Origin of the sequence: Kribbella turkmenica (assembly GCF_004348725.1) — a bacterium.
Taxonomy (GTDB): Bacteria; Actinomycetota; Actinomycetes; order Propionibacteriales; family Kribbellaceae; genus Kribbella; species Kribbella turkmenica.
This window is the reverse complement of sequence record NZ_SMKR01000036.1, coordinates 22,462-48,312: the sequence shown is the minus strand read 5'-3', so window position 1 is coordinate 48,312 and position 25,851 is coordinate 22,462. Positions and strand designations below refer to the sequence as shown.

At 69.4% G+C, this 25,851-nt stretch carries 21 protein-coding genes; 9 read left to right on the top strand and 12 right to left on the bottom strand.

Annotated elements, in window-relative coordinates:
* Nucleotides 1-68: 68 nt before the first annotated feature.
* The 4 genes from E1218_RS11070 (at nucleotide 69) to E1218_RS11055 (ending at nucleotide 6,153) form a co-directional block, all read left to right on the top strand.
* Nucleotides 69-2,291, top strand: coding sequence for a bifunctional glycosyltransferase/CDP-glycerol:glycerophosphate glycerophosphotransferase (locus E1218_RS11070; RefSeq protein WP_132318949.1), 2,223 nt, complete (start codon nucleotides 69-71; stop codon nucleotides 2,289-2,291).
* A 115-nt stretch (nucleotides 2,292-2,406) separates the two neighbouring features.
* Nucleotides 2,407-4,101, top strand: coding sequence for an arginine--tRNA ligase (gene argS / locus E1218_RS11065; protein ID WP_132318947.1), 1,695 nt, complete (start codon nucleotides 2,407-2,409; stop codon nucleotides 4,099-4,101).
* Nucleotides 4,102-4,111: 10 nt separating this feature from the next.
* Nucleotides 4,112-5,143 carry an alpha/beta hydrolase-fold protein gene (locus E1218_RS11060; RefSeq protein ID WP_132318945.1) on the top strand — a complete coding sequence of 344 codons (1,032 nt, stop codon included), beginning with the start codon at nucleotides 4,112-4,114 and terminating at the stop codon, nucleotides 5,141-5,143.
* Between the two features lie 41 nt (nucleotides 5,144-5,184).
* Complete coding sequence (locus E1218_RS11055) at nucleotides 5,185-6,153, top strand: GNAT family N-acetyltransferase (RefSeq protein WP_132318943.1); 969 nt, start codon at nucleotides 5,185-5,187, stop codon at nucleotides 6,151-6,153.
* Between the two features lie 43 nt (nucleotides 6,154-6,196).
* Here the strand turns inward: E1218_RS11055 and E1218_RS11050 are convergent, their stop codons facing one another.
* A complete protein-coding gene (locus tag E1218_RS11050; protein WP_132318941.1) occupies nucleotides 6,197-7,681 on the bottom strand; it encodes an MFS transporter in 1,485 nt (494 codons plus the stop codon).
* 144 nt (nucleotides 7,682-7,825) lie between these two features.
* Here E1218_RS11050 and E1218_RS11045 point away from each other — a divergent pair, with 144 nt between their 5' ends.
* A complete protein-coding gene (locus E1218_RS11045) occupies nucleotides 7,826-8,404 on the top strand; it encodes a TetR/AcrR family transcriptional regulator (protein WP_132318939.1) in 579 nt (192 codons plus the stop codon).
* Here the strand turns inward: E1218_RS11045 and E1218_RS11040 are convergent.
* The gene (locus E1218_RS11040) at nucleotides 8,385-8,903 is read right to left on the bottom strand and encodes a dTDP-4-dehydrorhamnose 3,5-epimerase family protein (protein WP_132318937.1); all 519 of its coding nucleotides are present in this window, start codon (nucleotides 8,901-8,903) and stop codon (nucleotides 8,385-8,387) included. The genes E1218_RS11045 and E1218_RS11040 overlap by 20 nt on opposite strands.
* The gene (locus E1218_RS11035) at nucleotides 8,900-10,111 is read right to left on the bottom strand and encodes a DUF2786 domain-containing protein (protein ID WP_233712155.1); all 1,212 of its coding nucleotides are present in this window, start codon (nucleotides 10,109-10,111) and stop codon (nucleotides 8,900-8,902) included. The genes E1218_RS11040 and E1218_RS11035 overlap by 4 nt, the downstream gene beginning before the upstream one ends.
* Nucleotides 10,112-10,256: 145 nt before the next feature.
* Here E1218_RS11035 and E1218_RS11030 point away from each other — a divergent pair, with 145 nt between their 5' ends.
* Nucleotides 10,257-11,645 (top strand): FAD-binding oxidoreductase, encoded by a 1,389-nt coding sequence (locus E1218_RS11030; protein ID WP_132318935.1) that lies wholly within the window; start codon nucleotides 10,257-10,259, stop codon nucleotides 11,643-11,645.
* Nucleotides 11,646-11,665: 20 nt separating this feature from the next.
* Here E1218_RS11030 and E1218_RS11025 read toward each other — a convergent pair whose 3' ends face one another.
* Genes E1218_RS11025 through E1218_RS11010 form a run of 4 tightly spaced genes read right to left on the bottom strand, consistent with a single transcriptional unit; the run spans nucleotide 11,666 to nucleotide 14,082 of the window.
* Entirely contained in the window at nucleotides 11,666-12,409 is a 744-nt protein-coding gene (locus E1218_RS11025) for an SDR family NAD(P)-dependent oxidoreductase (protein WP_132318933.1), read from the bottom strand.
* Nucleotides 12,399-13,640, bottom strand: a complete 1,242-nt coding sequence (locus E1218_RS11020) for an AMP-binding protein (protein ID WP_132318931.1) — start codon at nucleotides 13,638-13,640, stop codon at nucleotides 12,399-12,401. Before E1218_RS11020 ends, E1218_RS11025 begins: the two co-directional genes overlap by 11 nt.
* Nucleotides 13,637-13,888 carry a phosphopantetheine-binding protein gene (locus E1218_RS11015; protein WP_132318929.1) on the bottom strand — a complete coding sequence of 84 codons (252 nt, stop codon included), beginning with the start codon at nucleotides 13,886-13,888 and terminating at the stop codon, nucleotides 13,637-13,639. Before E1218_RS11015 ends, E1218_RS11020 begins: the two co-directional genes overlap by 4 nt.
* Nucleotides 13,889-13,899: 11 nt before the next feature.
* Nucleotides 13,900-14,082: a hypothetical protein gene (locus E1218_RS11010; RefSeq protein WP_132318927.1), complete on the bottom strand. Its 183-nt coding sequence runs from the start codon at nucleotides 14,080-14,082 to the stop codon at nucleotides 13,900-13,902.
* 113 nt (nucleotides 14,083-14,195) lie between these two features.
* On the opposite strand from E1218_RS11010, the gene E1218_RS11005 reads away from it, so the two are divergent.
* Nucleotides 14,196-16,634: a hypothetical protein gene (locus E1218_RS11005; protein WP_202865916.1), complete on the top strand. Its 2,439-nt coding sequence runs from the start codon at nucleotides 14,196-14,198 to the stop codon at nucleotides 16,632-16,634.
* Between the two features lie 3 nt (nucleotides 16,635-16,637).
* Here the strand turns inward: E1218_RS11005 and E1218_RS11000 are convergent, their stop codons facing one another.
* Entirely contained in the window at nucleotides 16,638-18,206 is a 1,569-nt protein-coding gene (locus tag E1218_RS11000; RefSeq protein ID WP_132318925.1) for a glycoside hydrolase family 10 protein, read from the bottom strand.
* 83 nt (nucleotides 18,207-18,289) lie between these two features.
* Here E1218_RS11000 and E1218_RS10995 point away from each other — a divergent pair, with 83 nt between their 5' ends.
* A complete protein-coding gene (locus E1218_RS10995; protein ID WP_132318923.1) occupies nucleotides 18,290-18,799 on the top strand; it encodes a GNAT family N-acetyltransferase in 510 nt (169 codons plus the stop codon).
* Nucleotides 18,796-19,848: a pseudaminic acid synthase gene (gene pseI, locus E1218_RS10990; protein ID WP_132318921.1), complete on the top strand. Its 1,053-nt coding sequence runs from the start codon at nucleotides 18,796-18,798 to the stop codon at nucleotides 19,846-19,848. Before E1218_RS10995 ends, pseI begins: the two co-directional genes overlap by 4 nt.
* 4 nt (nucleotides 19,849-19,852) lie before the next feature.
* On the opposite strand, the gene E1218_RS10985 is transcribed toward pseI, so the two are convergent.
* The 4 genes from E1218_RS10985 to E1218_RS10970 form a co-directional block, all read right to left on the bottom strand.
* Entirely contained in the window at nucleotides 19,853-21,619 is a 1,767-nt protein-coding gene (locus E1218_RS10985) for a hypothetical protein (protein ID WP_132318919.1), read from the bottom strand.
* On the bottom strand, nucleotides 21,612-22,442 hold the full coding sequence (locus E1218_RS10980) for a hypothetical protein (RefSeq protein ID WP_132318917.1): 831 nt from the start codon (nucleotides 22,440-22,442) through the stop codon (nucleotides 21,612-21,614). The genes E1218_RS10985 and E1218_RS10980 overlap by 8 nt, the downstream gene beginning before the upstream one ends.
* Nucleotides 22,442-24,775, bottom strand: coding sequence for a glycosyltransferase family 2 protein (locus tag E1218_RS10975; RefSeq protein ID WP_132318915.1), 2,334 nt, complete (start codon nucleotides 24,773-24,775; stop codon nucleotides 22,442-22,444). Before E1218_RS10975 ends, E1218_RS10980 begins: the two co-directional genes overlap by 1 nt.
* A 102-nt stretch (nucleotides 24,776-24,877) precedes the next feature.
* Nucleotides 24,878-25,846, bottom strand: a complete 969-nt coding sequence (locus E1218_RS10970; RefSeq protein ID WP_233712154.1) for a PseG/SpsG family protein — start codon at nucleotides 25,844-25,846, stop codon at nucleotides 24,878-24,880.
* Nucleotides 25,847-25,851 lie beyond the last annotated feature (5 nt).

Below are 25,851 nucleotides of genomic sequence, written 5' to 3'. Positions count from 1 at the left end.
ACCCCCTCCAGCCCACCCAGTGGCTCGAACACATCTGTACTCATACCTGCACCCTAGGATGACGTGGCATGGCGCTCGGCACCGTCCCCAAGTTCAGCATCGTGGTCCCCTGTCATGCCTCCCGGGCGTGGCTGCGGCCGTGCCTGGACTCGGTGCTCGGTCAGTCGTTCACCGACTTCGAGATCATCGGGGTGGACGACGCCGACGCGGACGGGTCCGGGCGGATCCTGGACGAGTACGCCGCCGGCGATTCGCGGGTACGGGTGCTGCACCTGGAGGAGAACGTCGGGCTGGGCCTGGCCCGGAACGCCGGGCTGAAGGAGTGTCGCGGCGACTACGTGCTGTTCCTGGACGCCGACGACCTCTACCTGGCGGGGTCGCTGGAGGCGATCGCGGCCCGGATCGACGCGACCGACCGGCCGGACATCCTGCTGTTCGACTACGAGCGAATCTTCTGGGACGGCCGGATGGTCCGCAACCAGCGGCACGACGCGTTCGCCGGGCACGGTGCCGGGGTGTTCACCGCGGCCGAGCGGCCGGTCTTCCTGACCTTCCTCGAGGTGGTCTGGAACAAGGCCTGCCGGCGGGACTTCCTCACCCGGCACGGGTTCGCGTTCACCGCCGGGTTCTACGAGGACGCGCCCTGGACCTACTCGACCATGCTGACCGCCGAGCGGATCGCCACTCTCGACCGGGTGGTCGTGCACTACCGCCAGCACCGGACCGGCGGCAACATCCACGCCACCGGCGGCCGCCGGCAGTGGGACATCTTCGACCAGTACGACCGGGTGCACGCGTTCATCCAGTCCGACCCGGAGCTGGCCGGCTGGCGCCGGTTCGCGTTCGACCGGTCGCTGGACCACATCCTGGCCGTGCTCGCGAAGCCGGAGCGGATCGCCCCGGACGACCGGGCCGAGTTCTTCCACGCGGCGCACGCGTTCGCCAAGCGCTGGAAGCCCGAGGGCTACGCCACCGACCGCACCCGCCGCGGGTTCAAGCGCTGGTTGCTGATCCACGACGACTACGCGACCTACTCCACCCTCAAGCTGAGCGCCAAGGTGCTGCACGTCCCGAGCCCGCGTAAGACCGTCGGCAGGCTCCGGCACCGTGGCAAGCTCGACCCCAACCTGGCCGCGTACTCCGCCTACTGGTTCAAGCAGTACGCCTGCAACCCGCGGGCGATCTACGAGACGGCCGCCGAACTGGCACCCCAAGTGCGCGGCGTCTGGGTCGTCGACGGCGAGCACGTCGAGAAGATCCCCGAGGGAGTCGAGTACGTCGTCGCGGGAACCCCGGCCTACCAGAAGCTGCTCGACCGGGCGACGTACTTCGTCAGCAACATGAACTGGCCGAAGGAGCTGGAGAAGCGGGACGGGCAGATCCACCTGCAGACCCAGCACGGGACGCCACTGAAGACCATGGGGATCGACCTGCGGCACTTCCCGCTGGCCGCCAAGGACCTGGACCTGGACGAGCTGATGCGTCAGGTCGACCGGTGGGATTTCAATCTCTCCTCGAACCGGTACTCCTCGGAGATCTGGGAGCGCACCTACCCGTCGTACTTCGAGGAGCTCGAGTACGGCTACCCGCGGAACGACCGGCTGCTCACGGCGACCGTCGACGACGTCCGGGCGATCCGGGCGGGCTTCGGCTTCGACGACTCACACCTGGTGGTGCTGTACGCGCCGACGTTCCGCGACGGCGTCGACTCCGTCCGGACGCCGGACGGGGTGGTCGACCTCGGCGGCGACGGCATCCACCTCGACCTGGACCAGCTGGCGGCCGCGGCCGGCGACCACGGCCGGGTGCTCGTGCGGACGCACTACTCGTTGTCGAAGGCCCCCGACATCCACTCCGGCAACGTGATCGACGTCTCGGAGCACCCGCGGGTCGAGGACCTGATGCTGGCGGCCGACGTGCTCGTCTCGGACTACTCGTCGATCACTTTCGACTACGCGAACCTGGACCGCCCGGTCGTGCTCCTGGTCGAGGACCTCGATTTCTACGCGGGCCGCCGTGGCACGTACTTCGACGTCGCCGAGTTCCCGCCCGGACTGGTCGCACGGTCCCCCGAGGAACTGCTGAGCATCCTGCAGACCGGTGCTTTCGCGTCCGCGGAGGCGGCCAAGCACCGGCAGCTGTACCGGGAGAAGTTCTGCGAGTACGACGACGGCCGCGCGGCCGAACGCGTGGTCCGGCGGGTGTTCCTGGGCGAGACCGACCTGCCGCCGATCGTGCCGTTGGCCGATCGGAAGGCGGCACCCTCGCCGTACTTCATGCATAATGGCTGACATGTCGAACAGTCGGGAGTCCGTGAGCGCACTGCGCCTGCGGTCCGGCCTGCGACGACGACGCACTGTCTGAACACCTCGTCGTTCCAGTGCGTCTACCCTCCAAGGACCTGTCATGTCCGCTGTTCTGCCTGTCCTCGCCACCAGACTGTCCACTGCCGCCGCGGCGGCATTCGGCGCGTCGTCCGGCGCCTTCGATCCTGAGCTGAGATCGGCGACCAAGCCTGAGTTCGGCCACTACCAGAGCAACCTCGCCCTCCGGCTCGGCAACGCGCTCGGCCGGCCGCCGCGGGAGATCGCCGCACAGCTGGTGGCAGCACTCGACGTCGCCGACCTGTGCGAGACGCCTTCGATCGCAGGGCCGGGTTTCATCAACCTGACGCTCAAGAAGTCCACGCTCGCGGCCGCGGTCAACGCACCACGACTCTTCCCCCGAAGAGACCAACGAGTAGTCGTCGACTACTCACAGCCGAACGTCGCCAAGCGGATGCACGTCGGCCACCTCCGGTCGACCGTGATCGGCGACGCGCTCTGCAACGTCCTGCAATACGTCGGGTACGACGTCGTCCGGCAGAACCACGTCGGCGACTGGGGCACGCAGTACGGCATGATGATCGAGCAGGCCCTGGCGGAGGAGCTCGACGCGAAAGACCTTGATCTGCAGGGCTTGCAGCTGCTCTACGAGCGGAGCCGGAAGCACTTCGACGCCGACTCCGCCTTCGCGGACAAGTCCCGGCGCAGAGTCGTACTGCTGCAGTCCGGCGATCCCGAGACGCGGGCGAGCTGGCGGCGGATGGTCGACGTCTCGCTGGCCGACTTCGAGCAGGTCTACGCGCTGCTCGGCTCGAAGCTCACGCGGGCCGACGTCGTCGGGGAGAGTGCCTACAACGACGAGCTGCCGAGGATCGTCGACGACCTCACCGCCGCCGGCCTGCTGACCGAGTCGGACGGTGCTTTGTGCGCGTTCCTGCCCGGTTTCAAGGGCCGGGACGGTCGACGACTGCCGGTGATCGTGCGGAAGTCCGACGGCGGGTTCGGCTACAGCGCCACCGACCTGGCCGCGGTGCGGCACCGGGTCGACACCCTGCACGCCGACCGGATCGTGTACGTCGTCGACCACCGGCAGGCCCTGCACTTCGAGCAGATCTTCACCCTCGCGCGGACGGCCGGCTGGTTGCCTTCGACAACGACCGCGGAGCACATCGGCTTCGGCACCGTGCTCGGACCGGACGGGAAGCCGTTCAAGACCAGGGCCGGCGGCACGGTGAAGCTGATTTCGCTGCTCGACGAAGCGGTCGCCCGGGCGGACGCGCTGCTCGAAGGCCGGGAAGGCGTCGACCGGCAGGCCACGGCGAAGGCGGTCGGCATCGGAGCGGTGAAGTACGCCGACCTGTCCAGCGACCGGGGCAACGACTACGTCTTCGACCTGGACCGGATGGTCGCGACCAACGGCAACACCGGCCCGTACCTGCAGTACGCGCACGCCCGGCTCACCAGACTGCTGTCCAAGGCAGGTGAGGCCCACGACCAGGTCACTGAGCTCAGGGAGCCGGCCGAGGAACGGCTCGCTCTGCTGCTCACCGGTTTCGCCGACGTGGTCGAGCAGGTGGCCGAGACCCTGCAGCCACACCGGTTGTGTACCTATCTGTACGACGTAGCGACCGCACTGTCCGTGTTCTACGAGCAGTGTCCGGTGCTGGCCGGCGAAGGCGACATCAGAGCAAGCCGGATCGCACTCTGCTCGGCGACCCGGACCGTGTTGCAGGATGGGCTTGGCCTGCTGGGCATCCAGGCTCCAGACGCCATGTAGGAGGTTCCCCATGTTGCCGTGGTCCGCGGAACTCGCCGGCCGGTTCGAGCAGACGACGTACGACAGCGACCTGCTGCGCGGGAATCCGCTGGGTGACCCGCACGAGCGGCCGGTGCTGGTTTATCTGCCGCCCGGGTACGACGACTCGGACCAGCGCTACCCCGCGATCTACGTGACGATGGGGTACACCGGTCACGTCGGGATGTGGTTCAACCGGACGCCGTTCCGGCAGCCCTATCCGGAGCTGCTCGATGCCCTCTTCGCGACCGGTGACGTCCCGCCGGCGATCGTCGTGTTCGTCGACTCCTGGACGAAGTACGGCGGCAGCCAGTGCCTCGACTCGCCGGGCACCGGGCAGTACCACTCATACCTGTGCGAGGAGATCGTCGCCTGGGTGGACGCGACGTACCGGACTGTCGCGGACCGCGACCACCGGGCCGTCACCGGCAAGTCCAGCGGCGGCTACACGGCGATGGTGACGCCGCTGCTGCGGCCGGACGTCTTCGGTGCACTCGCCACGCACGCCGGCGACGCCGCCTTCGACCTCTGCTACCGGCCGGAGTTCCCGGCGCGCGCCCGCACGCTGCGCGACAAGTACGACAGCAGCTACGAGAAGTTCTTCGAGTCGGTCGCGACCCGGACGGGCCGGACCACGAACGAGGACCTCCACCTGCTCGAGATCTACGGCTACGCCTCGGCGTACTCCGCCGAGCCGGACGGCACCGTGCTGCTGCCGTTCGACGAGCTGGGCGTGATCAACCCGGACGTCTGGGCGCGCTGGCTGTCCCGCGACCCGGTGGAGATGGTCCGCGAACCGCAGTACGCCGACGCACTGCGTTCGCTGCGGGCGGTGTGGATCGACGCCGGCAAGCAGGACGAGTACTACCTCGATCTCGGCGCCACCGCATTCCAGCGGGAGGCCCGCCGGGTCGGCGTACCGGACGATCGGCTCCACTTCGAGCTGTTCGAGGGCACGCACGGCGGCATCGAGTACCGGTACCCGCTCGCGGTGAAGTGGCTGGCCGAGCAGCTCGCGGACTAAATCGGGTGCCGCGATCGCGGCGTACGCCGTACCTTCGGTCCATGAGCTGGCCGGAGGGGATCGAGGCGCGCCCGATCGACAAGGGTGACGCGGACGCGTGGGCGGAATTGCTGGCCGCCAAGGAACTGGTCGACCAGGAGGGCGAGAACTACGACGCCCAGGATCTGATCGACGAACTGGAGGATCCACACCTGGATCCGGCGGCGGACACCATCGGCCTGTGGGCCGAAGGCCGGATGATCGCCTACGGCAAGCTGCACGCCGCGGAGGAGGTGATCGACCTCGACCGGGTCGGCACCGAGGGGACCGTGCATCCCGAGTGGCGCCGCCGCGGCCTCGGTACGGCGCTGATGCCGTGGCTGATCAACCGGGCCGGGGAACTGCACGCCGCGAAGCACCCGAAGTCGCCGGGCGAGGTCACCAGCAGCCGGATCAGCACGAACGTCGGTGCGGAGGCACTGTTCCGGACGTTCGGTTTCGACGAACGCCGGTACTTCTTCGACATGAAGCGACCGCTGGACCAGCCGGTGCCGAAGGTCGCGCTCGCGGACGGGCTGCGACTGGTTCCGTTCGACACCTCGATGGACGAGACGCTGCGACTGGCCCACAACGACGTGTTCCTGGACCACTGGGGTTCGACGCCGAAGGACCCGGACAGCTGGAAGACCTGGTTCACCGGCGCCCGGGCGTTCCGCGGCGGAGCGTCGTACGTCGTCCTCGACGGCGACACGATCGCCGCCTATGTGCTCGGCTACGAGTACGAGGCCGATACCGAGGCGACCGGGATACGGGAGCTGTACATCGGCCAGGTCGGGACAGTGAAGGCCTATCGCGGCCGCGGGCTGGCCCGCATGACGCTGGCGAAGGTGCTGGCGAAGGCGGCCGAGGTCGGCTACCAGCGCGCTGCTCTCGGCGTCGACGCGGAGAACCCGACCGGGGCGCTCGGCCTGTACGAGCGGCTCGGATTCTCGGTGTCGTCGAAGTGGACGAGCTACGGGCTGCCGCTCTGACGGTCAGCGGTACGCCGACGACCGGCGTACCGCTGACTCCGCCTCAGACGTGTGAGTCGACCACCACGGGCTCCGGAGCGGGTTGCTCGATCGGGCGGCGCCGGAGCCAGGTCCACGGCCGGACGCTGACGACGATCATCGTCAGGCTCAGCGCGGCGTAGACCAGCGACCCGACGAAGGCCGCGTGCACGCCGTCGGTCAGCACCTCCCGCGGACCGGTCGAGGCCGAGGTGCGGGTCGCCGTCCCGAAGATCGTGACGAGGATGCCCAGTCCGAGCGCGCCGCCGACCTGCTGGACCACGTTCAGCATGCCGGACGCGGCACCCGAGTCCTCCGGCGCGACACCGGCGATGGCCCGGCCGACCAGCGGGATGAAGATCATCCCGGCTCCCAGGCCGAACAGCAGCAGCGGTCCGACCACGTCGGCCAGGTACGTGCTGCGTGCGTTCAGCTGGGTCAGCCACACCATGCCGGCGGTGACCAGGACGGACCCGGTCAGCATCAGCTTGCCGCCGTCGACCCGGGCCACCAGCTTCGGCACGATCCGGGACGCGGCGAACAGCAGACCGGTCAGCGGCAGGAACGCGAGACCGGCCGCCAGCGGGCTGAGCTCGAGTACACCCTGCAGGTACTGCGTGAGGAAGAAAAACATCCCGAACATCGTCCCGACGACCAGCAGCATGGTCAGGTACGACGCCGAGCGGTCGGCCGAACGGAACAGCCGCAGCGGCACGATCGGGTGGCTGACCCGGCGCTCGATCAGGACGAACGCGACCAGCAGGACCACACCGACGGTGAACGCGGCCAGCACCTCGGCCGACGTCCAGCCGACCTCGGCGACCCGGATGAAGCCGTAGACGAGCGAGGTGATGCCGACGGTCGAGGTGAGCGCCCCGGCCACGTCGAACCGGCCGGGCTCCGGCTCGGTCTCGGTCAGCACCTGCCGGGCCGCGATGACCAGGCCGATACCGATCGGCACGTTGATGAACAGGCCCCAGCGCCACGACACCCAGTCCGTCAGCATGCCCCCGAGCACCAGGCCCACGCTGCCACCGCCGGACGACACCAGACTGTAGTAGCCGAGTGCCCTCATCCGCTCGGGCCCTTCGCGGTAGGTGAGCATGAGCAGAGTCAGCGCGGCCGGCGCCGCGATCGCACCGCCGACGCCCTGCAGGACGCGGGCGGCGAGCAGCAGCTCGGCGTTCGGCGCGAGTCCGCCGAGCAGTGAGGCGAGCGTGAAGACCGCGACACCGGTGACGAACACCCGGCGGCGACCGAGCAGGTCTCCGGCGCGAGCACCGAGCAGGAGCAGACCGCCGAAAGCGAGCGCGTAGGCGTTCTGCACCCAGGACAGGCTGGACGGGCTGAAGTCGAGTGCGTGCTGGATCTTCGGCATCGCGATGTTCACCACGGTGCCGTCGAGGATGACCATCAGCTGGGTGATCAGGATGACTGCGAGAACCACCCCCGGCCGCCTGGCAGGCGTGCCGGAGGAGGCGCCGGCCGGCGCCTCGGCTGTTGCCGACATAGTGCTCCTTGCCCCGGAGGGGTTACAGTTGAGAGGAAAGCGGAGTGCTCCTCCGGATACAATACGGAGGCCCCCTCCGCTTAGCAAGCGATATTCTGCTGGAACTTTGTGCCGCACGTCCGTCGCGGAGAGCGAGGAGGCCGGATGGGCTCGACACCGTTGCCGTCCACGCGGCCGACGCGCGCGGACGCGGCCCGGAACTACGACCTCCTGGTCAGCGCGGCCCGGGAGGCGTTCGCCGAGCACGGCACCGACACCTCGCTCGAGGAGATCGCCCGCCGGGCCGGCGTCGGCATCGGCACGCTGTACCGCCGCTTCCCGAACCGGACCGCCCTGCTCGAGGCGGTCTACGTGGACGAGATCCAGTCCGTCTGCGACCGCGCGTACGGTTTCGCGGAGCGGCTCGAGCCGTTCGACGCGCTGGCCGCCTGGCTGCGCAGCTTCGTCGGCTACGGCATCTCCAAGAAGAGCCTCGCCGTCGAGCTGACCGCGGCGCTGGGCAAGGATTCCCAGTTCTTCCAGTCCTGCAAGGTGAACGTGCAGGAGGCCGGCGAGCTCCTGCTGAGCAAGGCGAAGGCGGCCGGCGAGGTCCGGCCCGAGCTGGAGCTGATGGACATCATGCGGCTGGTCGGCGGCATCACCATGGGCCGCGACATGGAACCCGACGAGGCCAATCGCCTGCTGGACATCGTCCTGTGCGGCCTCAGGCCCGCCGCGCCCTGACGCCGGCCAGCGACGGGTTGGCGGCGTCCCGCTCGGTGTAGCTGAGCCGTTCTCGCGGGAACGGCCACTCGATCCCGAGTTCGGGATCGAAGAGGTCGACGCCCACCCGCTGCGGTGACCAGAACTCGTTCATCAGGAGGTTGTAGACGGTGTGCGGCTCCAAAGTGCAGAAGGAGTTGCCGCAGCCGCGGGGAACGTAGAGCGCCTGCCCGGCGCCGAGCTCGAACGTCTCGACCCGGCCGAAGCGGTCGCCGTCGCGCAGGTCGACGATCGCGGCGAACACCCGGCCGGCCGCGGGCGACAGGTACTTGTCCCACGGCTCGGCGTGGATCCCGCGGGTGATGCCGGCTTCGGCCAGGTACAGCACGTTGTGCTGCCGTACCTCGAAGGGCGGCACCCCGGCGGCCGCGAGCCTGGCGCCGTGGAAGCTCTCCTTGAACCACCCGTCGTCGTTGGGCCGCACCTCCAGCTCGAGGTGCAGCAGGCCCGGGATGCTCACCGGCGCACCTGCCGGCGAGCCTCGAGCTGGGCCTGGTCGGCCGCCGACAGACCTGCTTCCCAGCCGGCGCCGTTGGTGATCCTGGTTCTCCGGGTCGTCGTGTTCGGGAACAACCGGGTGAACAGCGCGTCCACCTGCTCCTCCCGCCTCGTCAGCACCGGCAGCAGCCGGTCCGCGTCCGCCTCCGGTACGGCGGCCTGGGTGGCGGCCGTGCTCGCGTGCAACCGCTCCCCGATCCGCTGTGCGTACGCCATCAGGAACGACTGCCGGAACGACCGGGTCCGGGACTCGCCCCGGCGGCCAAGACGCTTGCCTGCAGCAAGCATCGCGCGGTTCGCCTGCACCAGCAGGGACGTGCTGAGGATCTCGGTCAGCTGCAGGTCCAGCTCGGCCCCGACGATGGTGACCACGGCCAGCTGGTCGATCACGACCGTACGGCAGCGGTTCGCCGACGCGACCGCTCCGACCAACTGCGCCTTCGCCGACACGTACGGCGTGTCGACCCAGAGCCGGCGGGCGGCGGAGTCGTCCGGCAGCTCGACCGCCGGGTCGGCCTCGACGAGAGCACGCTCGAGGGAGAACTTCGCCATCAGCTCCTGCGCCTTGCCGGACAGGGCTTCCGCCTCGTCCGGGAACTCGGTCGCCTCCGCCTTGGCCAGCAGTCCGCGGATCCGCGCCAGCATCTTGCCGTTCACCGGGGTGGCCGGCGCCTGACGTCGTACCGGAGTGCCGGGGAGGGGGTAGAGACGGGCCAGGACCGGCAGGGCCTGGAGGAAGCCGGCGAGGGACAGGGCGTGGTGGAGCGTGAGGTAGCGGCCGACGCGGGCCGCGGCCGCCCAGCCGGTCAGGCTCAGTGCGGCGAAGGGTTGCGACACTCCCACGTCCGTCAACTGGTCGAGCCAGCGCGGGTCGATCGTGGCCGGGCGGTACTTCGTGTGCTCGGCGGAGATCGCGGCCAGCAGCAACGGCTCGATCCCCACGTCCAGCTCGCGGCGCCCGTGCTCGACCACGTCCGCGGGTGACCAGCCGCGCTCCCACGTGGCCCGTACCGCAGCGTCCAGGAATCCTTCCACGCAGCGATCCACCTGCGCCTGGTCGCGCTCGTCGTACGCCCCCAGGCGGGCCAGTTGGGCGTCCGCACGATCGTCGCGGACCGCGACGATCGAGGCCGCTATCGGCAACAGCCGCAGGATTTCCTCGTCACTCACGCGGTCGAGTCTGGCACTGCACGAAGTTGTCACCCAAACGGGAAGGACCAAGCCTTGTGGAAAACCCGGCCTCTCTGAAGCCTGTCTGAAGACAGCGCGCGAAGATCTGCCACAAGACGCTGTGAAATCGGGGAGGGGAAAGAGTATGACTCAGCTTGCGGAAGCGGGCTTCGACGAACTGCGCGGTGCCCTGGAGGGGACCGTGATCGGCCCGGGGGATGACGGGTACGACGACGCCCGGCGGCTGTGGAACGCCCAGTACGACCGCCGGCCGGCGGTGATCGCCAGGGTCCGGACCGCCGAGGACGTCTCGGCCGCGGTCCGGTTCGGCGTCGCGCGGGGACTGGAGATCGCCGTTCGCGGCGGTTCGCACAGCATGTCCGGCGCGTCGTCGGTCGACGACGGACTGATGATCGACCTGAGTGAGATGAACCAGGTCACCGTGGACGTGGACGCTCGCCGGGCCCGCGTCGGCGGCGGCGCGCTGCTGCGGGACCTGGACACCGCGACCCAGGCGCACGGTCTCGCCGTACCGGCCGGGATGATCAGCCACACCGGCGTCGGCGGACTCACGCTCGGCGGCGGGATGGGCTGGCTCACGCGGCAGCACGGCCTCAGCATCGACAATCTGGAGTCGGTCCGGATCGTCACCGCCGACGGCAGCATCCTGCGCGCCGCCGAGGACGAGAACCCGGACCTGTTCTGGGCGGTCCGGGGTGGCGGCGGCAACTTCGGTGTGGTGACCGAGTTCGAGTTCCGGCTGCACGAGGCCGGGCCGATGATCAACTACGGACTGCTGTTCTGGGGCCTGGACCAGGGCGGCGACATGCTGCGGCTGGCTCGGGAGCTGATCCCTGGCCTGCCGCCGAAGTTCTCCGTGGTGCCCGCGTGCCTGAATGCGCCACCGGCACCGTTCGTACCGGAGCAGCACCACTTCCAGCCCGGCTACGGCCTGGTCGTGGTCGGGTTCGGTACGCCCGAGGAGCACGCGGAGGTGCTGGAGCGGATTCGCGGCACGCTGCCGCCGCTGTTCGAGTTCGCGTCGCCGATGCCGTACGTCGCGTTGCAGCAGTCGCTGGACGAGGCGAACGACTGGGGCCACTACTGCTACGAGAAGGGCCTCTACCTCGAGGACTTCACCGACGGTGCCATCGAGGTGATCACCGAGCACGTGCCGAAGAAGACCTCACCGATGTCGGCCGTGCTGTTCTACCGGCTGGACCACGCGTACTCCGAGGTCGACGACGACGCCAACGCGTTCGGCGGCGGACGGACCGACCGGTACGTGATGTTCGCGATCGCCCAGACCCCGGTGCCGGAGACGCAGGCGGCCGAGGTCGCGTGGGCGCGGGCGTTCTGGGACGCGCTCCAGCCGCACGCGATCAACATCGGCACGTACATCAACGGGATGACGGAGTCCGACGACGCCAGGATCCGCGCGACGTTCGGGCCGAAGTACGACCGGTTGGTCGAGATCAAGCGGAAGTACGACCCGGACAACGTGTTCCACCGGAACGCGAACATCAACCCCTGACGGGACGCCGGCGGCGCCGCTCAGATCGAGGCGGCGCCGTCGACGGCCAGGACCTGGCCGTTGACGTTGGTGTTCTCGAGCAGCAGCATCCGGACCACCGGTACGACGTCGTCCGGCTCGGTCAGGTGGCCGGTCGGCGTCCGCCGGACGATCTGGTCGAGCTGGGTCTGGCCGAGCACCGCGGACATCTCCGAGGCGAAGAACCCGGGCGCGACCGCGTTCGCCAGCACCCGACCGCCGAGCTCACGGGCCAGCGACCGGGTGGCCGCGTCCATCCCGCCCTTGGTGGCGGAGTACGCGACCAGGCCCGGGAAGCCGCGCTGGGCGCAGATCGAGGTGACGTTGACGATCCGGCCCTTCAGGCCCTTCGCGAGCATCCGGCGGATGACGAACCGGGTGAGGATCAGCGGGGACGTCAGGTTGGTCTGGATGATCCGGGCCAACTGGTCGGGCGAGGTGTGCACGTGCAGCGAGTCCTGGCCGATCGCCGCGTTGTTGACCAGGCCGTCGATCGGGCCGAGGGTCGTCTCCACCGTCCGGACGAACGCCTGGCCGGCCTCGGCGTCGTTGACGTCGACGGCGCCGTAGTACAGGTGGTCGGGATACTTCTCGCCGAGCGCGGTCAGCTCCGGGGTGACGGTCCGGGCGAACGCGGCCACCTTCAGACCGGCGGTGAGCAGGTCGGTGACGATCGCCAGCCCGAGGCCGCGGGAACCACCCGACACCAGGACGACCGACGCGGGCGGGACCAGGTCAGACTTCACTCTTCAACGTCTCCTTCTGCGGGATCTCGTCGAGGAACCGGATCCGCCGCGGTACACCGTAGTCCGGCAGCCGGCTGGAGCACCACTGGACCAGGTCGGCGTCGGTGATCGGACCGAGCGCCGGGTTGGGCACCACCTCGGCGGCGACCATCCGTCCGACCAGCGGTGCCTTGCGCGCGAACACCCGCGCCCAGGAGACGCCCGGATGGCTCATCAGCACGTTGCGGACGATGCCGGCCGACACCTTCGAGCCGCCGACGTTGATCTCGTCGGTGTCGATCCGGCCGGTGATCAGCACCCGGTCGCCGTCGAACTCCACCCGGTCGCCGGTGTGCACCGCACCGACCAGTCCGGCACCGTGATGCGGCGAGCGGATCACCAACTCGTTTCCGTCCACCGCGAGCATCGGGCGATCCGGATCGGGCTTGCGATCCAGCCACTCGCGCGGGAACCCGGCCAGCCCGTCGTGGACCACGATCGATGCTCCGACCTCGGACGACGCGTAGATCCAGGAGATCCGGGCCTTCGGGAAGTGCTCACGCAACTGGTCGAGGATCCCCTGGTCCACCGGTTCACCACCGAGCGTGATCTGCTCCAGCGGTACGGCGGCCAACGCGTCGGCATCGCGGTAGACGGCCTGGCGCCAGAAGGTCGGCGTGCCGGACGCGGCGGTGACACCGTGCTCGGCGGCGATGAGCGGCCAGTTCTCCAGCTCGTCCGGCTCGATCACGACCAGGCCCTGGTCGGCGTGGGTCAGTGAGACCGTGACGACCTGCCACCAGGCGTACGTGCCCGGGGAGTACGGAAGGAGCCAGGTGCGCGGCGGTTGTTCACCGGTGACAGTCGTCAGGCTCTCGAGAGTGTGGCCGATGCGCTTGGGCCGGCCGGTCGACCCCGAGGTGAGCAGCCAGACGCGGCCGGACTCCTCGACCCGCTTGAGTCTTGCCTGCGTCACGTCGCCGTCGGGCAGGACGACGGCGAAACCGGACTCGCCCAGCTCCTCGCGCATCCGCTCGTCGACGCGGGAGCTGGTCGCGACCAGCAGCTCGGTGCCGTGGACGGCGTGGTGGCGCACCGCCGCCAGCGCGTCCGCACCGTTGTCGACCAGGACGGCGGCCGGTGACGGCAACTGCGGAAGCTTGTGCAGAGTCCGCCAGGTCAGGCGCTTCCCGGCAACGACCACTGTGTTGTCGTCACCGATCAGAGCGGTGCTCCGGCGCGACGCGGTCACGCCGACTGGAGTTGCTCGATGAAGTCCAGCACGTCGCCGACAGTGGCGATCCGGCGCAGCCCGGGGGCATCGAAGTTCAGCTCGTCACCCAACTCGTCCTCCACCCGGAGGGCCAGCTCGGAGAAGTCCAGCGACCGGAATCCGATCTCCCGCAGATCGGCGCTGTCGTCGCCCGGCAAGTTCCTTCCCTGCGCCGTCATCACCTCGCCCATCAACTCCCTGACCCTGCCACGCGGTATCGAACTCATGAGGCCAAAGCCTAGCCGGTACGCCACCGGGGCCACGGGGGCTGATCGGCGGTTCGGCGACGGACGAAGGCCTTGAAGCGTTTGACCCTGCTGGAGATCTCCCAGCCGACCAGCGCGATCACCGGGGACGCGGCAGCGACGGCGGCGAGCAGGAGCTCCTCGACCGGCAGCCCGACGATGTGGAAGGCGATCATGGGACCTCCCGTGCTGCGTGACCTGGGAGATTACCGAGTGTAAAGGTGAAGTCCCATGCAGTAAACGGCTCGCCACCTGCGAACGCGGCTCGGGCGACTCATAGACTTCACCGGTGATCACACCAGGCCGGCGGAGCAGACGCGCGTCCGCCGGTCGCGGGAAGCGGGTGGCCCCGGGCGGTGGTGCCCGGCTTGCGGCGACGGTCAGTCTGCCGGTGCTGCCGCTGGCGTGGTTCGCGGCGTTGCAGGAGCACCCGCCCTGGATGCCCGGTGCCTACCTCGGCTACCTCCTGGTCGTGATCGTCGTACCGGGCACGATGTTCTGGCGGCGGCTGACTGGTGGGACCGGCTGGTTCACCACCGATGTCGTGCTGGGGACGGCGTTCGGCTTGGCCGTCGAGGCGCTGCTCTACCCGGTCGGGATGGTGTTCAGCATGCCGCTCGCGGCGCTTCTCATGCCGGCGCTCGCCTTCGGGATGTATCGCGCGCTGCCGCGGCGGAAACTGCCCGAGCGGCCGACGCCGTGGTGGGCGACATCCGGCGCGATGGTGGTGGTCGGCCTCGCGGCAGCGTGGTTCGTGCGGGTTGGGTCGCAGCTGATCCCGCTGAACGGCCCGAGTGCGTTGCGGCCGAACTCAGACGCACCGCACAACCTCGCAGTGGCCGCCGAACTGTCGCGCCACTTCCCACCGAAGGTCCCGTACGCCGATGGCAAGTGGATGTCCAGCCACTGGGCCGCGTACGACCACATCGCGTCGTCGCACTGGATCACCAGCATTCCCCTCGACGTACTCACGCACCGGATGGTGCCGTTCGCTCTGCTCCTGCTGACAGTGCTGGGTGCCGCCGCGGTCGGCATGCTGCTGACCGGCCGGGCCGTGGCTGCGCCGATCGCCGCTGGACTCACTGTGCTCGCGGGTGATCTGGCTGCCTGGCCGTGGACGGTGTCGGACCGGTTGTTCACGGAGAGCCCGTTCTCCCTCGGTCAGCTGACGAATCCGCCGCAGGCGTTCGCCACCGTGCTGGCACTGCCGCTCATCGCGGTCACCGGGTTGCTCCTGCGGCGAAAGCCCGGGCAGACGCGTGCGCAGCTGTTCGGACTGTTCGTCGCGGGCGGAGTGCTCATCGCTGCGCTGGCCTTGACGAAGGCGACCGCGCTGCCCGTGTACGCGGCTGGTCTCGCCGCTGCGTGGGTCTATTTGACAGTGCGGGCCGGTCGACTCAATTTACGTGCGCTGATCCTAGGCGTGGGTGTTGCCGCGGCCTACGCGCTGACCTTCTTCGTCGTACTGCGTGGTGCCCTGTCCAGCGTGCTGTTCGACCCGGGGGCGACGTTCGAGCACATGGCTGAGCGCATAGGTGGCGACGGTTCCACGGTCGTCGTGATCGCGGCCGTGGTGGCGATCGGTTGGCTCATGCCCGCGGTCGGCGCCTTGCTGATCCGGCGACGGCTGCCTCGCGACCCCATGCCGGTGTTCCTCGTCGTCGGCTTCCTGGCTGCTCTGACAGGTGCAGCGTTGCTGTACGACGACGGGCAGGCGCAGCTGTTCTTCGTCCGGACCGGCTTCATCTACGGCGTGCTGCTCGCCACCTGGGGTCTCGGGTCGCTGGAGCGTCGTCAGTTCTACGTTGCCGGTGTCGCACTGCTGATCGGTGCGGCCGCGATCTACTGGGGCCGCTACCGGTCACCTGACTCCTGCTCAGGCGCGGAGTGCTTTGCGCAGCCGCTGGCAGTGGCTTCGGTCATCGCGGTGCTCGGCATCGGCGTCTTCGGGCTGATCCTGCGCGGCTCGCGTCGTACGTGGGCTGTGATCACTGTCGCCGTTCTCCTTGGTACGACGGTGTCGCCGACGGCGGTGTCGTTGCGGGAGTTCGCCCGGCCGTCGTTGACGGAGTACGAGTCGATCGCCCCCGGCGGGATCGAGGCCGCCCGGTTCATCCGGCGGAACTCGGGGTCGGGTGACCGGATCGCCACCAACGTGCACTGCCATCGTCCCCGGGCGTCACACTGCCTGACCGGTTCGTACTGGATCGCCGGGTACGCCGAGCGCCGCGTACTCGTGCAGGGATGGGCCTACAAGGCACGGGTCGACGACACGTACCCCGACGGCGTGCAGAGCAGCTACTGGGACGAGGAGAAGCTCCGGCTCAACGACGAGGCCTTCAGCGAGCCGACGCGCGACGTCCTGGAGAAACTGCGGACGCAGTACGGCGTGCAGTGGCTGCTGCTCGACGAGCGGGTGAGTGCGCCGCCGGAGAACCTGGAACGGCTGACCGAGCTGCGATTCCACTTCGGGACCGTGCGGGTGTACCAGCTGTACTCGACCAGTCCGCGTCCAGCGCCCACGATGACACCCTCACCGTCACCGTCGCCGGCCTTTCCGACCAGCTCGCCAACGCCGACGGGGACGCCGACCGGGACGCCGACCGGGTCCGCGACACCGTCGCCGGTATCGCCCGGTCGAACGTTCTCGTCGACCAGCGTTCCCACGCAGAGCTTCACACCCAGCCTGCCGACGACGCCGACGTTCCCGTCATCGCCGGCCGGCTGATCGTCAGCGCACCGACACGGCCGGGATCGGCACGCTCTGGTTGGCCAGTCGGTCCAGCGCGGTGACCGTGTAGAGGTAGGCCTTGCCCGGCGTGGCCGTCGTGTCCAGGTAGGACTCGGTGGAGCGGACAGTGGCGATCAGGTTGCGGGCGTCGTTGTCCGGGCAGTGGTCTCCGCCCAGGAGCTCCCGGCGATAGACGGCGTACGACGTGGTGTCGGACGACGTACGCCGCCACGTGAGCTGGACGCCGTCATCGGTCCGGGTGGCACGGACAGCGTGCACCGGCTGCGGCGGACGCGCGTCCAGGTTCCGCATGGTGGGGATCAGCGCGGGGCGGGTGTACCAGGTGTTGTTGAGCAGCGTGGTCGCGCCGAGGCGGTCCGCCCGCACGTCCTTCGCGGAGAAGAAGATGTTGCCCTTCACCTCGGGGATCGTGCTGTCGAACGCCATGTGGTCGCTCAGCTCGGCGGGGTCCGACCAGTCCGGTGACTGCGTCGACGTACCGACCTTGTACGTCGCCTCGCCGATGTAGAGGTGGACGTCGGTGCCGCGGACCTCGTTGGCCCACCACGGCACGATCTTGTTGTAGTCGGCGGGCGCGAACCCACCGGCCCAGTAGACCTGCGGGACGATGTAGTCGATCCACTCCTCGCGGACCCACTTCCGGGTGTCCGCGGCGAGGTCGTCGTACGTCTGCACCCCGGCGGTGGTGTCCGAGCCCTCCGGGTCGGTCGCCTTGTTCCGCCAGACCGCGAACGGCGAGATGCCGAACTTCACCCACGGTTTGGCCGCCTTGATCCGCTGCTGGAGCTCCTGGATCAGCAGGTCGATGTTGTTCCGCCGCCAGTCGGCCAGCGTCGGGAAGCCGGCGCCGTACTCCGCGTACGTCGCCGCGTCGTCGAAGACCTGACCGGCCACCGGGTAGGGATAGAAGTAGTCGTCGAAGTGCACGCCGTCGATGTCGTAGTTCGCGACCGCGTCCATGATCGCGTCCTCGACCAGCTTGCGGGCTGCCGGGATCCCGGGGTTGTAGTAGAGCTTCCCGCCGTACGTGACGACCCAGTCGGGGTTTTGCCGCGCCGGGTGCGTCGGGACGAGGGCGTTGAGGTCGGTTCCCATCGAGAGCCGGTACGGGTTGAACCAGGCGTGCAGCTCGAGGTTGCGCTTGTGCGCCTCGGCGACCGCGAAGGCCAGCGGGTCGTAGCCGGGGTGGCCGCCCTGCGTGCCGGTCAGGTACCGCGACCAGGGCTCGACCTCGGACGGCCAGAACGCGTCCGCGGTCGGGCGCACCTGGAGGATGACCGCGTTGTGCCGCTGCCGGACCGCGTCGTCCAGCCAGCCGATCAGCTCGGCCTGCTGCTGGGCCGCGGACAGCCCGGTTTTGGACGGCCAGTCGATGTTCACCACCGACGCCACCCAGCTCGCCCGGAACTGCCGGAGCGGTGTCTTCGCGTCGGGCGCGCAGCGCCCCTCACCCGCGGGGGCCGGCGCAGCCGACGCCGTACCCGTCAATCCGCTCAGCAACAGCCCTGCCGTCACCCCGAGTACGCCCATCGCTCGCCAGACTCTCATGTCACTCTCCGACCATACGTAGCGGTGATCACGAAAGATGTTTACACACCAACGCCTCCGAGAGAAGACGCTAGGTTGAGTGCATGCTGCGCAGAGCCACGGAACACGATGTCGACACCATCCGGCGGTTGCGTAACCAGCAGGCCAATCGCGACGCCAGCGTTACATCGCACGAGATCAGTGCGGACGAGCACGCCGCGTGGTGGACCAAGGCGTCGGCCGACCCGGCCCGCCGGGTGCTGATCTACGAGCGCGGCGGCACGACGGCCGGTGTGGTGAACTTCTTCGACATCGAAGGATCCACTGCCGCCTGGGGGTTCTTCCTCGACGCCGACGGCCTGGCCGCGCGGGGTGAGACCTTGCCGGCCTGGATCGAGGTGATGCGCGACGCGACGTCGTACGCGTTCGACGACCTCGGCCTCGATCTGCTGACCGGCGAGGTGCTGGAGCACAATACGGTGGTGCGACAAATGAACCGGCGGTTCCGCTTCACCGAGGGGACTCCGCAGACCCGTTACGCGGACGGTCGCGAGATCACCGTGATCCCGATCAGCCTGCGCAAACAGGACCGACGACACCAGAGGACGTCATGAACACCACCATCGACATCGGCGGAGTGCCGATCGGGCCGGAGCACCAGCCGTTCATCATCGCGGAGATGTCCGGGAACCACAACGGTGACCTCGAGCGAGCCAAGGACATCGTCCGGGCGATCGCGGAGTCGGGTGCGCAGGCGCTGAAGCTGCAGACGTACACGGCGGACACCATGACGCTCGACGTCGACCTGCCGGCGTTCCGGCTGCCGTCGGAGCATGAGCTGTGGGGTGACGCGCGACTGTACGACCTCTACGACGAGGCACACACGCCGTGGGCCTGGCATGAGCCGATCTTCGACCTGGCGAAATCGCTGGGCCTGGTCGCGTTCTCGTCGGCCTTCGACCGGGCCGCGATCGACTTCCTGGAGAAGCTGAACGTCCCGGCGTACAAGGTCGCCTCGAACGAGATCGGCGACCTGCCGCTGGTCCGCGGCATGGCCGAGACCGGCAAGCCGATCATCATCTCCACCGGCTCGGCGACGCTGACGGACATCGACGCCGCGGTCCGCGCGGCGCGCTCCACCGGCAACGAGCAGATCATCGTCCTGGCGTGTACGGCGAGCTACCCGGCACCGCCGGAGCAGTCCAACCTCCGCGCGATCCCGGTGCTCCGCGACGCCCTCGGCGTCCAGGTCGGACTGTCCGACCACACGATGGGCATCGGCGCCGCCATCGCCGCCGTCGCGCTCGGCGCCACCGTCATCGAGAAGCACGTCACCCTCAAGCGGATCGACGGCGGCGTCGACTCCGCCTTCTCCCTGGAGCCCGGCGAGCTGGAGTCACTCGTCGAGGGCAGCCGCGTCGCGCAGCTCGCCCTCGGCCAACCGGTCATCGGACCCAAACAAGCCGAACAGAACGTCCTCCGGTTCCGCCGGTCGCTCTACGTCACCCGGGACGTCAAGGCCGGTGAGAAGGTGGCCATCGACAACGTTCGCTCGGTGCGACCGGCCGGCGGCCTGCCGCCGGACGCCTTCGCCTCGGTCGAGGGCCGTAAGTTCCGCGTCGACGCACCGGCGGGCACCCCACTCACCTGGGACATCCTCTGAGCACTCAAGCCGGGCCCAGCTTGCTTTTCAGCCGGCGCTTGATCTTGCCGGCGAACTTGCGCGGATTGCGGATCTGAGCGACCCTGCGAACCACCTTCACCGCGGCGTACGCGCGGGACTTCCGCAGCCTGATGTGCTCGGCATGCACGCTCTGGATCTGGACGCGCAGCTCGCGGATCCGGGTCTCCCGAGTTTTCAGCGCCTTGTCCCGGAAACCGAGCGTACGCTCCAGCCCGAAGATCTGGCCCTTCAGCTCGTAGACCGCGTGCGCGGACCGCTCGGCCTGCGCGAGCGCCGTCCGGACGTCCGGCGTCTGCGACGCGTCGGCCGGGATGCCCACCGCGGCGGCCAGCGCACCGGCCAACTCCTTGCCGCGGGCAACGTACTCGACGGAGGCCGACGGCGAGTCCGGGCCGGCGGCCGGCGTCTGCCGGACCGGATCGACGCCGGACATCGCCACCCACGCGGCGACCAGGTCGTCGCCGACCATCCACGGTGGCCACGGGTGCCGGCGGTGGCCGCCGATCAGCCGATCGTGGAACCGGGACCAGGCGGCGGCCAGCCGGTCCTTGTCGGTCTCCGTGGCAGCGGTCGTCCAGGCGGAGATCCCGAACCCGAAGCTGTCGCCGTCGACGACCACGTCGTCCCAACGCAGGAGCACCCGCGAGTCGGCCTGGGACCGGGCCCAGTCGCCGAGCCGTGCGGCCAGCTCGCGGAAGCGCGGGACGTCCTCCGCGGCGGCCAGCCGAATCAGCTGCGTCTCCACGGTGACCCCACCCGGCACAGTGGCCGGTACCGCGGACGCGTCGAAGACCACACCGGCGACTTCCGCACCACCACCGGTGACGCTGACGGACCAGCCATCGCTGACGGGATCGGCGGTCAGCAGGGCTTCCTGCCCTGGCGTCTGCGCGTACACGGCGTGCTTCGGCGCCGCGCCCGCCACCGCGATCCACCCACCCGCGGTCGACGCCAGCAGCCCGGCGCGCGCGGCCGCCTCCGCACCCTCGGCCACCGGCGCGAGCAGCGGTACGACGGTTGCTGACGCCTCGAGCGCCTCGACCGCGATCCGCGCAGGCAGCTGACCTGGGCGAGCGGCCGCGGCGACGTCGGCCGCGATCAGTGCCGACGGGGTCTCCTCCACCGAGAAGGCCGCGTACGCTGCGACGTCCGTGCCCAGCCCGATCCGCTCGAGCGACTCGGCGAGTTGCGCGACTGAGACCGGCCGGGACGGGTCGTCGTGCAGCGGACGCCACTCGTCGTCAGCGTGCCGCTGATCCGCAGGGCGACGGTCGAACAGGTTCGTCAGCGAGAACTCGTTCTCGAGACCCAGGACGAGCACGCCCCGCGGGGACATCACGGCGGCGAGCGCGTCCAGCCGCTGCTGCCAGTTCAGGTCGTCGCTGTCGTAGCCGAGCACCCGATCGAGCCCATCGGCCGCCACGACCACGTCGTACGGCGTGGCACCGGCGGCGACCAGGCCGTCGAGCCCACCCGCGACGACCTGGAGCCGGTCACCGAACTTGTCGCTCAGCTCACCCGCGTCGGACACCGAGCGGACCAGCAGTGTCGTCGGCCCGGACTTGGCCAGCACGGCCTCGATCAGGTCGGCGCCGTGCGGGCCGAGCACGAGTGTGCGTGCGTCGAGCAGCACGTCAGTCAGCAGTGTGCGCAGAACCAGCCCGCCGACGGCCCTTCGCTGACCGGAGTAGTCGCTCCACGGCTGCATCTCGCCGCGGACCACTTCGACGGCCAGCTGGTTCTCAGACACGCTCTCTCCAATCGAACAGCATTCGTAGTTCCTCAGGCGGCATCATCCACGGCACCCCGAGCTCCAGGTCGGTGGTCGCCCGGGCGGCCTCCGAATCGAGGTCCTTGCCGAGCATCTCCGGCCACAGCCGCGCGATCCGGCTGTCGCCGCCGAACAGCGGGTTCTCACCCTCCATCGTCATCGGGTCGCCGTACACGGCCGCGTCGCAGCCGGCCGCGATGCCGTAGAAGATCGCGGTGGACAGCCGGTTGGCGGCCACCCGCTTGTGCTTGCGCAGCTCGGCCAGTTGCTTGTAGAGGAACTTCGGATCGGTGCCCTCGTAGGAGAAGCCGCGGCGGCCGAACGAGACCACCCGGAAGCCGGCGTCCTCGTACAACGCGCGGATCTCCGGCCGCTCGTACTCGGTGTAGTACAGGCTGAAGGTGACCGGACCGGTCTCCGTCTCGCGGATCTCGTCGACCAGCCGCTTGTGGTCGCCCTGGATCTTGCCACCCTCCCAGCCGTGGAAGAGGAACCACAGGGTGCCCTCGCGCTTCTCCTCCGGCACCACCCCCAGCTCGGGCTCCAGATCCAGGAGATAGCGGAACGGCGCACCGATGCTGTGGTGGTTCCGCCGGCCGAGCGCGTGGCCACGGCGGCGCGGGGCGTCGCTCCAGGTGAACCGCCAGGCGCCGTCGTAGAACTCGTGGACCGGATTCCAGCCGTCGCCGATGTTCCAGCCGTGCTGGAGGTAGCCGCGCAGGCGCGGTGGGTACTCGTCGTCCAGACCGGCATACCGGGCGAGGATGTGCGCCTGTCCGTAGTAGTGGTTGTGGTGGTGCATCAGCGAACCTCGAGGTGGAGGGTTCCGGAGTGCGGACGCAGCGCCGCGGTGTGGCCGTCCTGCTCTGCATCGATCGGCAGCCGGCTGGACAGGAACGGCTCGCACTGCACCGCGCGCGCCGGCCCGTCCGGCCAGGCCGCGAACAGGATCCAGTCCGCGAGGCTGGCCAGCGGATCGGTGGCGCTGGCTACCGCGTTCTCCGGAATCAGCTCGGACAGCGTCACCGCGGCGGTCCAGCGGCCGTCCTGCTGGGTCCGCCGACACTGCACGTCGAGGTGGTCGTCCGAGTCGTCCAGATAGCGCCGCCAATGGAACTCGCAGCCGTCGCCGCCCAGTGCCGGGCCGCTGATACGCAGCTCCTTGCCGTGGCTGCCGGCAACGATCTCGGCGTCCTCGGCGGGTAGTCGCAGCGGCGTCTCGTGCAGGTTCACGTAGCCGCCCACAGACCGGGTCAGCGTGACCAACCGGTCCTGGTCGAAGTGGTGGATCGCCCGCGGACCGGCGGTCCACAACAGCAACCGCTCCTCGCCGTTGACGTCGATCAGCCGGAAGGCCCGGGAGGTGCGCTGGGTGAACGGGTCGTCGGGATTGGCGTCCTCGATGATCGGCCGGATCGGGATCCGCACCGCGAAGTCCCGGCTGTCGCCGCTCAGCGCGACCGGCAGGACGGTCTCCCGATCGGCCATCGGGCGACTGATCCGCAGCTTCGGCTCCTCGAGCTCGGCCGGCACCCGGCCCCGCAGCACCAACGCGTCGGCGCTGTGCTCGGCGGCGGTGAGCCGGCAGGGGTCAACCATCCTGCGGAGCAGGAACGCTCCGTCGGCGCCCTGACCGGGCTGCACCCAGCTCGTCGCGTCGATCCACGCCCCCGGCGGCCAGGTGGGACTGCCGGGCCGCTGGCCGCCGAGCTTGCCGTGCCGCCGCAGCCGGCCGGACCACAGCCGGACCACGAAGTGCGCCGGCGCCGCGGTCGTCTTCAGCTTCGCCAGCAGCGCCTCGTCGATCCGTATTTCGAATCCGGCCAGAGCTGGGTCGCCGTGCGTGTCGATCGCCTCGAACCGGCGGACCGCGAGCTCCGACTCCACACCGGCGACGACCAGGGCTATCCGCAGGCGGGACGACGCCTTGGTCTCCAGGTGCCGGATCTCCGCGGTGCCTCTGACCGACAGCGAGCCGTCCTCGAGCCAGGCGACGTGCTGGACAGTGGTGGCCAGCGACAGCTCCTTCTTCGGCAGCCGGTACAGCTCCTTCGGCACCGAGCTGCGCTGGTCTCGCACACCGGGGTAGTTGTGCTCGAGCAGCCAGGGGCGGCCGCGCCGGGCGAGCGCTCGGGCTCCCCCGCGCAGACCACCGTCGCTGCGGAAGCGGGCCAGCCGGCGGAGCAGGTCGACGTCGCCCGCCTCGAGCGCGGAATGCTGGATCCGGTCGTAGCCGTGCGCGCCGACCAGCGCGGAGTCGTCCAGCCGGTCCATCAGCCGCCGGGCGAGCTTGAGCAGGTTCTCGTCTTCCTCCGGGGGCGCCGCGCCGAACGCCATCACCAGCGTCAACAGATCGATCTGGGCGAAGTGCGCGTGCACGCGGCGACGCACCTCGCGCAGGCTCTGCTGCTCCTCGACCAGGTCCATCACCATCTCGGCGGAGCGGACCCGGTCCTCGAGGTTGCCGAGCTGGAACTTCTGCTGGGTGATCGACTCGCCGGACTCACGTTCGCGCCAGTAGTAAACCGGTACGGCCAGCGCGTCGACGGTCACGGCGTCCAGGTGCGCCTTCAGCGTCACCGGGTAGTCCTCGTACCGGATCGCCGGGAACTCGTAGCCGTACTCGTCCCAGAACGACCGCCGGTACACCTTGTTCCAGACCATCCGGTCCAGGGCCAGGTCCAAGGTTTCGGTCACATGGGTGGCGATCCGGTTCTGCGCGAACGGCGTCCGGTGGATCCAGGACGGCCGGACGCCGGAGCTGTTGTTGAACCGCCGCGCGTTCCCACCGGCGAAGGAGGACCCGGTCTCGTCGAGGGTGCGAATCAGGTTCTCGAAGCCGTGCCGGGTGATCAGGTCGTCGCTGTCGACGAAGGTGATGTACTCGCCCTGCGCGTGCCGTACGCCGGTGTTGCGGGCCGGGCCCAGCCCCTGGTTCTCCTGCTCGATGATCCGGAACCGGCTGTCCCGGGCGCAGAACTCCTTCGCGATCGTGGCGCTGTGGTCGGGTGACCCGTCGTCGACCAGGATCGCCTCGTAATCGGTCCAGGTCTGGCGGGCGATCGAGTCCAGACAGTCGCCGATGTACTCACCTACGTTGTAAAAGGGCACCACCACGCTCAGTCGCGGCGTCACTCCGGCATTTCTCCCCTCACTGCATGCTTACGCGATGGCCCCCGAAGCACTCTCTGAAGCGGCAACGAGATGAACCGTCAGAAGTTATGGCTGAGCGACGATCTACGAGATCAGCTGGAACAACGCGTCGGCGACCCGGGACCGGCCCTGGCCGTCGACCAGCTTCCACCCGTCGACGGCCACCCGGGCACGTTCCACGGGGTCCAGCAGCACCCGACGGAGTACCGCGGCCGCGGGTGACGGGTCCAGCTTGAGATCGGACAGGACGCCTACGCCGATCGCGGCGCCGGTGGCGACCGCTCGTTCGTAACCCATCACCTGGTTGTCGGCAACGCAGACCAGTCCCGCGGTGGCGCCGAGGCACAACAGCTCCCAGGTCGACGTCCCCGAGGCGCTGAGCACGAGGTCCGACGCGACCACGGCCTCGGCCAGCTCGGACGTCGGCCCGATCACCTCGACCTGCTGGCCTGGTGCCAGAGCCACCGCGCGGATCGCGTGGGCGAGGTCGTCACCCGGCGCGACCACGAGCCCCTCGAACGGAACGCCGCTCGCGGCGAGCGCCCGAACGACGTGCGGGCCGGCGCCGAACGCGTCGGTCCCGCCGAAGAAGGCGAACACCTTGGGAACTCCGTGCCCGCGCGGCTGCGGCGGCGCGGAGGTCCGGAGCCGGAGGATCTCGTTGCGCAGCATGACGTAGTCGAGGCCGGCGAGCCGGGTGGAGGCCTCCGGCAGCAGCGGGCGGTCCAGTTCGGCCCCCAGATTCTGGTCGACGAAGAGGTCCGCCTCAGCGCAGCGCAGGTCGCCGTCGACGATCGCGAGCGTCGGCAGCCCGGACGTGCGGACGGCGGCGAACACCTCCGCGTCCAGGTCGTAGGAGTCGAACACGACGGCGTCGAGCCGCAACCGCGCGAAGAGGTCGAGGTGCTCCTGTGGCGACCGGACCGCCGCTTCGACCGGGATCCCCCGGCTCCGGATCTGCTCGTCCGCCCACGGCACCGTGTGGCTGTCGCAGACGAAGACAAGCTCCGCCCCGCGTCCGACCAGCTCCTCGGCCAGCGCCAGACTCCGCATCACAT

What these genes read in the sequence shown, in the direction of transcription:
- E1218_RS11070 (WP_132318949.1), top strand. Translation starts at nt 69, where the DNA reads ATGGCGCTCGGCACCGTCCCCAAGTTCAGCATCGTGGTCCCCTGTCAT.
- argS (WP_132318947.1), top strand. Translation starts at nt 2,407, where the DNA reads ATGTCCGCTGTTCTGCCTGTCCTCGCCACCAGACTGTCCACTGCCGCC.
- E1218_RS11060 (WP_132318945.1), top strand. Translation starts at nt 4,112, where the DNA reads ATGTTGCCGTGGTCCGCGGAACTCGCCGGCCGGTTCGAGCAGACGACG.
- E1218_RS11055 (WP_132318943.1), top strand. Translation starts at nt 5,185, where the DNA reads ATGAGCTGGCCGGAGGGGATCGAGGCGCGCCCGATCGACAAGGGTGAC.
- E1218_RS11050 (WP_132318941.1), bottom strand. Translation starts at nt 7,681, where the DNA reads ATGTCGGCAACAGCCGAGGCGCCGGCCGGCGCCTCCTCCGGCACGCCT.
- E1218_RS11045 (WP_132318939.1), top strand. Translation starts at nt 7,826, where the DNA reads ATGGGCTCGACACCGTTGCCGTCCACGCGGCCGACGCGCGCGGACGCG.
- E1218_RS11030 (WP_132318935.1), top strand. Translation starts at nt 10,257, where the DNA reads ATGACTCAGCTTGCGGAAGCGGGCTTCGACGAACTGCGCGGTGCCCTG.
- E1218_RS11015 (WP_132318929.1), bottom strand. Translation starts at nt 13,888, where the DNA reads ATGAGTTCGATACCGCGTGGCAGGGTCAGGGAGTTGATGGGCGAGGTG.
- E1218_RS11010 (WP_132318927.1), bottom strand. Translation starts at nt 14,082, where the DNA reads ATGATCGCCTTCCACATCGTCGGGCTGCCGGTCGAGGAGCTCCTGCTC.
- E1218_RS11000 (WP_132318925.1), bottom strand. Translation starts at nt 18,206, where the DNA reads ATGAGAGTCTGGCGAGCGATGGGCGTACTCGGGGTGACGGCAGGGCTG.
- E1218_RS10995 (WP_132318923.1), top strand. Translation starts at nt 18,290, where the DNA reads ATGCTGCGCAGAGCCACGGAACACGATGTCGACACCATCCGGCGGTTG.
- pseI (WP_132318921.1), top strand. Translation starts at nt 18,796, where the DNA reads ATGAACACCACCATCGACATCGGCGGAGTGCCGATCGGGCCGGAGCAC.
- E1218_RS10980 (WP_132318917.1), bottom strand. Translation starts at nt 22,442, where the DNA reads ATGCACCACCACAACCACTACTACGGACAGGCGCACATCCTCGCCCGG.
- E1218_RS10970 (WP_233712154.1), bottom strand. Translation starts at nt 25,846, where the DNA reads ATGCGGAGTCTGGCGCTGGCCGAGGAGCTGGTCGGACGCGGGGCGGAG.